The sequence below is a fragment of the Paenibacillus oryzisoli genome (genome assembly GCF_001653565.1).
Classification (GTDB): Bacteria; Bacillota; Bacilli; order Paenibacillales; family NBRC-103111; genus Paenibacillus_E; species Paenibacillus_E oryzisoli.
In genome coordinates, this window is sequence record NZ_LYPB01000058.1 from 103,562 (window position 1) to 114,774 (window position 11,213).

The window sequence follows — 11,213 nt, forward strand, 5'->3', positions numbered from 1 at the left end:
GCTACCATAAGCTGGTCTCCGAATATTTTCGGGCCAACCGGTTTAAAGCAACCACCAGAATCAGCCCAATGACCGATTGGAACAGGCTGACAGCTGAAGCGAAGCTGTAATCGGCGTCCAGTAGCCCTCTTCGATACACAAAAGTGCTGATGACATCTGCTTTATCGTAGACGAGAGGGTTATAGAGCAGAATAATTTTCTGAACGCCCAGTTCAAGAATGTGACCGATTTTAATAATGAATAATATAATCATAACCGGAATCATCCCCACAAGCGTGACATGACGAATTTGCTGCCAGCGGTTCGCTCCGTCTATCTTGGCCGCTTCATACAAGGTAGGATTTACTCCAGCGATAGCCGCCAAATAAATAATCGTGTCCCAGCCGGCCTTCTGCCACAACTCGGATGCAATATAGATCGGACGGAACCAATGTGATTCCCCGAGAAACATTATCGGCTTGATCCCGAGTGCCTCCATGAGATGATTAACGATACCGGTCGATGGCGACAAGAAGTTGACGATAATGCCGCAGATGACGACAGTCGAAATAAAATGCGGTAAGTAGCTTATCGTCTGTGCCAGCCTTTTAAATAGGGCGAAGCGCAGCTCATGGAAAAGAACAGCCAGCAGGATAGGCGCAGGGAAGACGACCAGCAGCTCCAGCGTATTCAAAACGAGTGTATTCCGAATGAGCACCGCTGCATCCGGGGAATCGAAGAACGCCCGAAAGTGCTCAAACCCCACCCACTTGCTTCCCCATACCCCTTTAGAGATGGAGTAGTTTTGGAAAGCCATCAACAAGCCATACATCGGCACATACTTGAATATCAAATAAAACAGCAGCCCGGGAATCATCATGATATAGAGCACGCGATCCCGGACGATCGTACGGAAGACCAGCTTCATCCCCACTATCTCCTTATTTCTTTTTATCATTCGTTGATCACTCCCCGATCGGATAGCCCTATCATAACGGGTTGCCGAAAAAGATGTAAATCATCGATATTTTCGCGGTTTTGCTTTTTTGCATAGGGGTTCGGAAGACTAGAAATGCAATAAAACAAGATTGATGAAAAAGAATAGATAAGGTTGGCATCTCCCCTTTCGGCAATACCCTCGACGCCTCATAGCAAAAAACCTTCCATTCGGAAGGCTTTTTACTGCTAAGAAATGTAATGAATCACAAAACTCCAGCATCTCGCGCTGTATAAAATGAAGGGTAAATTGGACGATAGTTCAACTCGTCTCTAATTCGAGTTGTATCGACGATCATGTCCCATGGCTTGAAATGCTGCTGTTCATCCTCTGCCTCTAACCGTTCGGACTGATGATGAACTCGAAACAACTCTGCCACGGTAATTGGCGAATCGTCAGCGGCATTATAAATGCCGCCGTCGATTCCGTGAGTTGTAGCAGCGAGAAGCAAGGCTTGGCTTGCATCTGCATGATGAATCATATGAAGCCGTTTAGCCCCATGCCATTTCCTCATTATCGGCACGAATTCGATAATATGAGGATCACCTTCTCCATAGACAAAAGCAAGTCGTACAATGCGAAGCCCCAGTCCTTTCTCTCGATGAAGCTTGCACAAAGCTTCTTCCGCTATTTTTTTCGTCTGAGGGTAAGGGTGCGAGGGTTGCAGAGGATCATTCTCTCGGCTCGGTCCACTGGCATTCCCAGTGCCATATACGAGATTCGTACTGGCAAATACAAACCTTGGAACATTCGCCTTGCATGCTGCTTCTGCTAAAGAGATGCTTGCATCGATGTTTGACTTTCGCGCAGTGGATTCATCGACACCACGAAATTGCGCTGCAAGATGCACAACAACATCTTTACCCCTAAGCACGGAAGAAAGGCTTTCCGGCTGCAAAAGATCTCCCTCAATGACATTGGCACCTTGCTGCTTCAGCATCCCCGCCTTCGCTGCGTCCCGTACCAACACGCTAACGTTATGACCGCGCTGCAGTAAGCGTGGTACGAAGCGACTCCCTACTTTCCCTGTTGCTCCTGTTACAAAAATATTCATCGTATTCCAATTACCCCCCTCGTTATGTTGGTGCTATACTTACAGTATTGCAGATACTATACTCATAAGCCTTCCTGCGTTTATCGTAGGTTTGGCAGTGTCAGGATAAGGGGAATCAACTATGGGAGAGATGTCTTCTAGTTTATCGCTTGGCGAATTTATGCGGGCACGCCGAGAACGTCTTACCCCGGAAGAAGTCGGATTACCTTCATTTGGACGGCGTCGTACACCTGGACTGCGGCGTGAAGAAGTGGCTCATCTTGCTAATATTGGAACTTCCTGGTATACCTCCTTAGAGCAGGGCAGAGAGGTGAACCCTTCGGTCCAAGTGCTTGATAGCATTGCAGACGCACTCCAACTATCCGTCGATGAGCGGCGTCATCTTCATATGCTGGCAAGAACAGCCAAATCCGAAGAAGAGGAGCCTGCTACAGGGATAAACATCGGTATGGAGCGAATGTTGCTAGCGCTTGAACCGAATCCAGCTTTCATTTTGGGACGAAACTGGGATATGCTGATGTGGAATCAGGCTGCACGCCTGGTATTTCGCCTTCCGGCGACTGATGTGAAATCTGAACAACGACCTAATTGGTTGCGTAGGTTTCTTACAGAATCGTCTCTTCAGACAAATAATCCGGATTGGGAGGCCAAAGCGCAGGTCATGATTGCCCATTTTCGTGCAGATTACGCTCATTTCCCGCAAGACGAAAGGTTCCATGAACGAATAGAGGAGTTTTTGCAAACCAGCGAGGTTTTTCGTGCGTATTGGCCGCTTCATGACGTTCAAATCGCTGCTGACTGTCACAAACGATGGTCGGATCCTTCCGTTGGCGAAATGGAGTTTGAACTTGTAACTCTAGAAACACCTCATAGCCCCTATATGAAAGTCATGATTTACACGGCTACTGTTGAGACTGCCGAACGATTAACACATCTATTGAAAACTTAAATATAAAGAGTCTGTCCACTGCGGATTCGTGATTAAATGTATAAACTACAGCTAATATGTTCGAAATTGACGTATTTTCGTTATTAGTCGGTTATTAACGAAGAAGTGGCCGTTTCAAAGTTGAAGACAGCCGTCTCTAGGACGCCTGCCTCTTGGTTGTGATTTTATTTTTCGGAAAAGGAATACACCGATTTGGCTGAAAAGGTTTGCGTGAACGATCCCCCTGACAGTGTCACATCTGTCATATTAGTAAGGTTATCCGTAGCACTCGTCTTGAGCTTGGACGCTGCGGTTGAGGATGTACTGAATCCGCTCACGGTAGCCGTGATATCGGATGCTGAGGTATTGATGACGACGAGCTGCGCTTTACTGGTTGAGTTAACTTTCGTTGCCACAACTAATAAGGACGGATTGCTAGAGGCCGTTTGAATGCGAACATAACCAGGTCTCATCACACGGCTGAAATTGCCCATCGCGTAGAGAACCTTACTCATTGCATATGTACCTCCGCTCGTATTCAGATTGATCAACTGTTGCGCCAAGCTCTCATTGCTGCCAATACTCCACCAATACAAGAATCCTTTGGCCGCATTCGAACCGCCTGTGGTTAGCGCGCGATGAATTCGGACTGCGAGATCGATCGCTTGTTGGTTATCATAGGTCGTATTGTCAGGATTCCAGAGATTGTTTGTCTCGTCCTTAAAATTATATTCCGTCATTAATTTTGGCTTTGTTTCCGCATAAAGCGAGCTATTGTCATTGCCATAATTATGATAGGCTACATAGTCCACAAGGCCCTTGTTCGTTGGCATATTGTTTAGGAAATTCATCGCCACATTCTCCGATGTTGCCTCGGGAGACGTTAACTTGACCTGCGACCTTATCCCTTTGCTGGTCAGAGCGCTATCAACCGCACCAATGACACTGTCCATTTCTGCGTTGTAATATCTTGCAGTTGCCCACAGCGGATTCTCATAATCAGGCTCATTTTGAATGCTTAACCATTTGATGTTATAGCCGAAATCACCCCGATATTTCTGGATCCACCTCGCCACATAGTTGGCATAGTCCGTATAGCGAGCAGGGAGTAAATGACCGCCCTTCACTGTAGCTGTGTCTTTCATCCACGAAGGAGGGCTCCACGGAACGGCATAGAACTGCATAGCACTATAACGCGACAACGCTTGGTCGGCAAACCACCGTTGGTGCGAATCCGTACTCCAGTCTTCTGTACAATTGTTCCATCCGCAATAGGAAATCTCAATGCCCGATGGGTCCTCACTTAGCTTGAAGGGATTGATTTCCCACCGAACCATCGTGAGTCCAGCATTAGAGCCGCTGTTAAGAAACAGTTTATCCAGAATAGCACCTTGATTCACCGCGCTCATATTGTGCTGCAAGTCGTACACGGGCTTATTCGCCGCTGCTCCAAAACCATCGATTGCTTGGTAGGTCGTCCCTTTCGTAAGGGTAATCGTATCGGCCGCTGCGGCTATCGGAATGTTAATCGGTAAGCACGTGAAACCTATCACAACAATCAACAGCATCATCACTACCTTGATCGATAAACTCGAACGGTTCGTGTTCAATTGCATACCACTCCTCACCTATGGGTACTCCCTCGGCCGCGCGTACCGCTGAAGACAGGGTAATTGTAAGCGGATTCAAACGTTGTCGTCTATAGTCATATCTCGACTTTCATCAGAAACAGGCCGCAATCACGACACCTTAGTCGGATTACAGCCTGTCTTTTACATTTATTCGAGGTCCAGCTTATTCGAGAGCGAAAGCGGCAAGCTTTCATTCAGGAGATCCCATGAACTCACCACGAAAGCATGAACGTGATAGCTCATATTCTCCGGGTCTGGTACATCGAAATGTCCAGCTACACGATTTCCTGCCCCAATTTCACTTTCCATCGCGACATAGGATACAGGTGTTGTGCCTTGGAGCAGTTGGAAGAAGACAACTTCCGTTCCTGGATGATCCGCTGCGTTTGCCGCACGGTTAACGAGTACACTCGCGTTAAGCCCATTGCTTCTATTCAACTGACCTTCTAGGGTAAAAGGCAATAGCGTTTCAACTGGCGGCACGACTACGACGTCATCTGTCAATTCGGTCACGAGAAAATCGTCGATTCTAGCTGCTTGGTTGGCTACACGGATACCTGCTTTCCCTTGTATTAATGTAGGCGGATTCGAGGAGAACAACGCGCCATTGTCGATTTCATCGAAAATGAGGTTATCATCAACATAGCCCTTAAGGTGATTACCCTCCACGACCAGCCTTAATTGATACCAGTTTCCGACGATGTAAGGATACGGGATTTTTTTGCTGTCCAGCTCCTTCAGACTGCTGTTCACCATGCGGCCCAAAGCTACATACCCCGTACTGCCGCCCGCTAACCCATTGGTGCCATTATGAATACGCAGCATATAGAAGTTCTTCGCATCATCGGAAGCCCGCGCGATCACGCCTGGCAGTGCAGTTCCGACTTGCGCTTTGACCCTTGCCCGCACATCGTAATTCGTCCATGCACTCTGACCAACGGTAAAAGCCATGCTCGTCGTTGTATATTTCTCAAGCACTTTCCCTTGCTCCTCATCTACAACCCGCAAATGTGAGGAAGCAGCATTCGGTGTAGCCCCATTATTCCACCCGAAGGAAGGATCCGAATTGTAGCTGCCATTGTCAAAATTTTCTTGATAAAGCACCGCGCCTGTAGGAGCTTCGGCATTCGCTACAAGATTCAGCGTGTACACTGACGTTGTACCAGCCTCTGAGGTGACCGTCACCTTCGCGGTTCCTGTTCCATTCACCATAACGCCATCTGAGATTTGAGCTGTGGCCACATTGCTCGCTGTCGGTACAGCTTCAACAACTTTGACATAATTCGTCCTGGAAGGAACGTGAATGGTGTAATTCATTTGCCCTGGGATAAGCGCAATACTCATAGCAGGAAGCTTCTGACCTGGTGATGTCAATGGATCCGTGACCACGGACAGCCTCAAGCTGCTTAACGTCGCATCCGAACTCGCCTGCTTCAACCTGAGCAAATAGTAGTTCGCGCCATTCCCTTCACTAGATAGCGCAGCTATCATGTAGGTTTTCTCTTGTCCTACCGCATCAAAAGTTACTTGTCCTGAAGCAGGCAAAACGGCAATGCTGCCAGTTCCATAGGCAGAACCTGTCACCGTCACTGTGCTGGTTGAAGAAGGCACTAGCACTGTGTAGCTATTAATTCTAGGGTCAAAACCGTTGATTATCACGCCATCCACTTTGATACTGCCAAGCAACGGTACGATTGGATATACCCGCACATCATCAAAGCTAGCTAGGGCATCATGACTTCGCAAGCCGAATTTACCGCTCGTTCGGCTGGTATCCGTTGTATCAAAGACAAGGACGCCATCGACATAACCCTTAATTGCCGTTCCAATTGTTTCCAAATTGAGCTTATACCATTTCGACGAATCAATCGCTGCCGGTAAATCAACCGTTGCGAGAACGGTCGTTGTTCCGTTTATTCTTTTTTCTAGAATAGCTTGATTCGTCGTGTTCGTTCTCATTAATTTAAAATAATAATGACTGTTATACGTGCTCGCCCTAGCCAGCAACCCCATCTGCACATTGCCTGCGTAACTGCTATTCGCCACTTTAACGCGAGCTTCGACCCCATAGTCCTTCATATCATCCCCTAGAATGGCAAAACTAGGTGTTGTGCCGTACGTACTTACTGGAATCGCATACGTGTTATTGGTCACACTGTCGGTAGCGAATGTCCATGGCGTAGAGACGCTGCTATACCCCGTCATCGTCCATGCGGATGTGTCCCGATCGGCGACGGATTCGAACCCATTTTTGTACATGCCATCTGCGAATACTTTCACTTCATTGATCGATAGCGGGCCATCATACGTAGAGCCTGTTACCGTTAACTTGACGTAACGCGCTTTTCCCGTGAACCACGCTAGACTATTTCCCAGAGGTGGCACGTAGGTTGGGTTTGAGCTGAAAGTCATATCCGATGCTAGAGTAAAATGAGTACCATCCAGGCTGCTCTCGATCGTATAGGTGTACCCTCTGGAGGCGCTATTCGTCCAATCGATGCCCATCCCCGCGAGCTGATAGGACTTGCCTAGATCGACAGTCACTGTTTGCGGATAGGTGTTAGTAGCAGCAACAGCTGCAGTCGTGTCATAACCATCTACGAGGTTCGCCCCGCCCGTCATGCCAGGAGATAAGGTCACCGCTTTACCCGCGGACACAATATTTTTAATGCTCGGATCTACGGCTTCCAGCTCGATGAGCATGACCGCATTTTTCTCCAGCGTTTGGCTTAGCACGATCGTATCGGTGAGATTGACGATTCCTTCATCAACCATCTGCAGGTCGTCCCTTTTGTTATAGGCATGATTGCTGTGGGACTCATCGACAAGGAGCTTTTTGTAGCGGACGCTTTTCCCTTGGAATCCCGCAGGTAGATTCTTCACGCTAATATCCACATTGGCGGATGCTGTACCGTCACCTTGCTTGTTCCAAACCATCATCGTAGCCTTCGTATCGCTATTCTTCGTGGCTAACATCCGCGTTCCATAGATCTCCATGCTGCCACCACTAGTTTTGACACGCGTATCTCCTAACTGAGCAAACATGCGCATCGTGTTGAAATAAGGAGTAAAAAAGGTATGCCCGAGCACCTCATAATATTTCAGCTTATCACTCGTCCCGATGAGTTGAAACGTATTGATGTCCGTGTTCCCCCATTTGATATCCACTCTTGCGACGGCTGGCGCATTCGTTCCTAGGTCAAATTTTAACCACGTCCAATAATCGGATTGCGTAAATTGCGTTGCATCGTCATTATCTGTAACGGCTGCAATGCTTGGATCATTGAGCACATTTGGGATCGGGATCGGATTATTGTTGCTGTCGAAGAACCGAATCTCCTTGATTTTCATCGGCTTCGAGGTCGAAGCGGATTCACGCCAACCGCGCAAGTTCAAATATTGCAAGGATCTCGGATCACTATTGGTAAAAGATTGCCAATTCGTCGTATCCCCGGTGCTTAACGCGTAGTCGACGTCGAATTGGTTTTTGAAATAGGCGTTGAGCGTATGCACTGCGACCCAGTTCATTGGGATATCCGTGCCTCCACGCGCATAGAAGTAAGCTGAATCGGTCATGAATGCCGCTTGCTTAGCGAGACCGACATTATTCGTCGCATCGCTTAAGTCACCGCCGCCTTTCCAACCGTACTCACTCACAATGGTAGTAGCATTGGGATAAAACCTGTGCAGATAGCCCTTCATTTCTATTTCCTGTGTCTCATTCATCCGCACATCCTCTTGATAGCGGTGCCAAGATACGAAATCCACTTGATACCCATTCGCATAGGCGATATCAACGAACTGCTTCTGCTTGTCGAAGTTATAGCCAGATAAAACAGGTCCACCGACCTTCACAGACTGACCTGCGAGTCCTTGTGTATTGACCCATTTCACCGCTTCCGACATGCCTTGATACATGCGCATATAACCAGGGATATCTTCCTTCGTATGACCGTAAAATGCTGGCTCCAAGTTCGGCTCATTACCGACCTCGATGTACTCAAGCTCTGGATTTTTCTCCTTCAAGGTAAAAATAATTTTCTTCATGGCCTTATCAAATTCCGGCCAATTCATCGTGGTTTCACCGGCGATCAACCGGTTCTTCTCCGGATTCGCATCGCCGCCATAGGAATAGGCTAGGGAAATGAGGAGGGAATCAGAAAACTGTGACATGAAGTCATACGTTTCTTTGCGTGCGCTCAGTAAATCTGGATTTGTCGCATTCCGCGCATCGTCGATGGAGTAGGCCAAGTAGTCACTGTTCGCGCTATCTTTATTGTAGTACCAGTTGATTTTGACAAAATCCCGTACAACCTTCGTCTTAATCCCTTTCAATTCATCCACGACATGAACGGGCAGCGGGGTGTAATTCGTATTGTTAAATTGCTCCGTTCGCACGAGCGGCCCTTCCGAGACGGCATAGTCCGCTTCCATATTCATGCTCGCTGCCTGCGCAGCTTGCGGGGCAAGGCTAACGGCAGCTGAAGTGAGCATGATGGCTGCCGTTAACGCAGCGCAATGCTTTTTCAATAATCCCATCCTACATACCTCCCGATCTATGATAAATTCGGTATAACATCACGGCTGTTTCCGCTCTGCTCGTACTAGCCCACGGCAATAATAAACCATTGCTGCCTTCGATAATCCCTTGCCCAATCAGCGCTTGGATACTGTCCGAAGCATAGCTCGCTACGTCAGCTGCATCCTTGAATGCGGCCAAATTGCCGCCAGATCCAACAGGCGCCAGCTTACCAGCGATGGTCAGCGCTCTTGCCGTAAGCGTCATCATTTCCTGCCTGGAAATGGTTTGGTTCGGCTTGAACTGGTTATCGCCAAAGCCTTGCGTAATGCCAAGTGTTCTAGCCGTCTGAACCGCATCATGATAATAATCACTGGCATTAACATCTGCGAACTTTTCCCCAGCCGGCGCCGTCATTCCTAGCGTCCGCATGAGAAGAATGACAAAGTCAGCCCGTTTGATGGAAGCTGCCGGAGAAAAAGACCCCTCCGAAGTTCCAGCTATAATCCCCTTGGCTGCGAGAGCCTCAATCTGCTTCTTAGCCCAGGGAAATGCAGCAATATCGCCAAATGTCTTTGTCACATAGACGACGGCATATCGGCTAAAATGTGTGGTGATAAATGTCACTTGACCTGATTGCTCATCATATTTGCCGCTCGTCACTGGCACGGGCATGCCACGCTCATCGAGATACCAAACCGTGATGTTCTCAGGGTTGTTCAGCTCCATAATCGTCGGCTGATACGGGATCGATACGCTGACTGGCGTCTGGTCATTCGCCCAGGGCACTGGTTGACCATCAAGCATCACTTGGATGTCCACGATGGGCCGATTACCAATGGCAGCCCTCGCTTGCGCAGGTAAGTTATCTGCCCCGACATGACGTATCGTGATGGACACATTCGCTGTCCCTGCGATTGCCGCTGTCGTAAACATATTGCTAGGCAACGTTAACGAGCCGAACTCCGTTCGAAGCGTCAACTCTCTTAGCTTGCCTCCCTCGGATAGAGCAGCAGCTGGAAGGGTCGTTTCATAGGCTTGCGCTCCACCAACCTTCTGCACGTCAAGCGTCAGCTTGGAAGCAGCAGCGCCCTGCACGCTGGCGAAAGCTTCGTCTAACGCTTCCAGTGTCACGGCTGCTTTCGCCACGCCTGCTGCGTCAGGCTTGCCCACAGCTTGAATCGCTAGCTCGCCGCTGCCGTCGGGCTTCTCGCCGGGAAGACCAGGAGCTGCCGGGGTTTCCGCAGGTTCTGTCCCGGGATCCGTTTCTGGGTCTGCTCCCGGATCCGTCCCTGGGGTTGTCCCTGGATTTGTCCCTGGATTTGTCCCCGGATCTGTTCCCGGATCTGTTCCCGGATTCGGATCACCGCCCCCATTTGCAACAACAACGAACGTCGCCACACTTACATCGCTCCCCATACCAAGCTTCACCGTATAGCTCCCCAAGGGGGCATGCATCGGCAATGTTACGGTTTTGCCTGCAAGCAGCTCCGACTTCGTCAATTGGTCCATTTCCAGCAGCGTCTGATTCGGCCGCATAATCTGCACGATGACTTCCTGCAAGCTCGTTGTTCCTTGGATCGTCAACGATTCGCCCTGCTTTATCTGCCCGATCGGGGCAAGAATCGTTGAAGGCTCAGCTGCATCGACAATACTTACCGTAAAAAGCAACACGATTAGCACTAACATGCTTGTTAATCGTTTTATTAACACCTATATCTCCTCCTGTTCCTATTGAAATAGTCAGATATATGATAAGGAAGCGCTTACTAAATCGCCAGTGAGAAAAATGTCTATCGAAGTCCTTCGAGGATGAGGGACTACCTAGCTAGCCACCTCTTATGTCCCAAGGCTGATTTACTCTAGGAGTTAACTGGATTTCCTACATCTATTCTTGCTCAAAATTACCCGTTAGGCGTTATCGCCTTTAATTAACGGTAGAAAATCTTAGGAAATCCAGTTAATCTAGGAAATCACGTCATTTCGCTTGAATGACCTGCAGAAAATCCAGGCCTGTTGATTAACCAAATATTGGAATGTTGGCAGGATAAATAACACCACTGGATAAGAACACCCTCCATTCTGGTGGCAATTCCTGTAATGAA

General features: G+C 48.5%; 6 protein-coding genes. 1 reads left to right on the forward strand and 5 read right to left on the reverse strand.

From position 1 onward, the window contains the following. Nucleotide 1: 1 nt before the first annotated feature. A complete protein-coding gene (locus tag A8708_RS12130; protein WP_082927442.1) occupies nucleotides 2-937 on the reverse strand; it encodes an ABC transporter permease in 936 nt (311 codons plus the stop codon). A 244-nt stretch (nucleotides 938-1,181) separates the two neighbouring features. After that, on the reverse strand, nucleotides 1,182-2,030 hold the full coding sequence (locus tag A8708_RS12135; RefSeq protein ID WP_068663730.1) for an NAD-dependent epimerase/dehydratase family protein: 849 nt from the start codon (nucleotides 2,028-2,030) through the stop codon (nucleotides 1,182-1,184). A 121-nt stretch (nucleotides 2,031-2,151) separates the two neighbouring features. On the opposite strand from A8708_RS12135, the gene A8708_RS12140 reads away from it, so the two are divergent. Continuing rightward, nucleotides 2,152-2,979, forward strand: a complete 828-nt coding sequence (locus tag A8708_RS12140) for a helix-turn-helix transcriptional regulator (protein WP_068663731.1) — start codon at nucleotides 2,152-2,154, stop codon at nucleotides 2,977-2,979. 164 nt (nucleotides 2,980-3,143) lie between these two features. Here the strand turns inward: A8708_RS12140 and A8708_RS12145 are convergent, their stop codons facing one another. The 3 genes from A8708_RS12145 to A8708_RS12155 all read right to left on the reverse strand — a co-directional run bounded on the left by A8708_RS12145 (nucleotide 3,144) and on the right by A8708_RS12155 (nucleotide 10,821). Next, complete coding sequence (locus A8708_RS12145) at nucleotides 3,144-4,574, reverse strand: glycoside hydrolase (RefSeq protein WP_068663732.1); 1,431 nt, start codon at nucleotides 4,572-4,574, stop codon at nucleotides 3,144-3,146. A 162-nt stretch (nucleotides 4,575-4,736) separates the two neighbouring features. Further along, nucleotides 4,737-9,128 (reverse strand): family 16 glycoside hydrolase, encoded by a 4,392-nt coding sequence (locus A8708_RS12150; protein WP_068663733.1) that lies wholly within the window; start codon nucleotides 9,126-9,128, stop codon nucleotides 4,737-4,739. 1 nt (nucleotide 9,129) lies between these two features. After that, nucleotides 9,130-10,821, reverse strand: coding sequence for an S-layer homology domain-containing protein (locus tag A8708_RS12155; RefSeq protein ID WP_157264724.1), 1,692 nt, complete (start codon nucleotides 10,819-10,821; stop codon nucleotides 9,130-9,132). Nucleotides 10,822-11,213 lie beyond the last annotated feature (392 nt).

Excerpts from the sequence above, each read along its gene's own strand:
- A8708_RS12130 (WP_082927442.1), bottom strand. The coding sequence starts at position 937 with ATGATAAAAAGAAATAAGGAGATAGTGGGGATGAAGCTGGTCTTCCGT.
- A8708_RS12135 (WP_068663730.1), bottom strand. The coding sequence starts at position 2,030 with ATGAATATTTTTGTAACAGGAGCAACAGGGAAAGTAGGGAGTCGCTTC.
- A8708_RS12140 (WP_068663731.1), top strand. The coding sequence starts at position 2,152 with ATGGGAGAGATGTCTTCTAGTTTATCGCTTGGCGAATTTATGCGGGCA.
- A8708_RS12145 (WP_068663732.1), bottom strand. The coding sequence starts at position 4,574 with ATGCAATTGAACACGAACCGTTCGAGTTTATCGATCAAGGTAGTGATG.
- A8708_RS12150 (WP_068663733.1), bottom strand. The coding sequence starts at position 9,128 with ATGGGATTATTGAAAAAGCATTGCGCTGCGTTAACGGCAGCCATCATG.